The organism is Lyngbya sp. CCY1209, from assembly GCF_055795065.1.
On the sequence record NZ_JAYFER010000514.1, the window covers coordinates 1 to 449 of the forward strand.

Annotated in this window: 1 protein-coding gene; it reads right to left on the reverse strand. The window is 51.0% G+C overall.

Annotated features, from left to right (window positions below; all coding sequences use genetic code 11):
• Positions 1 to 449, reverse strand: a 449-nt coding sequence (locus AC0QHF_RS16610) for a hypothetical protein (RefSeq protein WP_324705346.1), incomplete at both ends; no start/stop codon positions are given.

The window sequence follows — 449 nt, forward strand, 5'->3', positions numbered from 1 at the left end:
GTGTTATCTTCCTCGGGATTATCCTCTTCAGTCGTATCTTCCTGAGTCGTATCTTCCTGAGTGGTATCTTCTTGAGTCGTATCTTCCTCAGTCGTATCTTCCTCAGTCGTATCTTCCTCAGTCGTATCCTCCTCAGTCGTATCTTCCTGAGTGGTATCTTCTTGAGTGTTATCTTCCTCAGTCGTATCTTCCTGAGTGTTATCTTCCTGAGTGTTATCTTCCTGAGTGTTATCTTCCTGAGTGGTATCTTCCTGAGCGTTATCTTCCTCGGGATTATCTTCTGCCGTCCGGGTGAGTTGGGTGGCGGCGGTGTTATCGTTTCCGGCGATATCCGCTGCGATGGCGGCTGCGATATCCACGGTCACTTCCCCATCGGCGTCGGGGGTGATGTCGAAGGTGTAGGTGATGTTGTCGGCGGTTTGCAGGTTGTCGGCGCTGCCGTTGTTGAT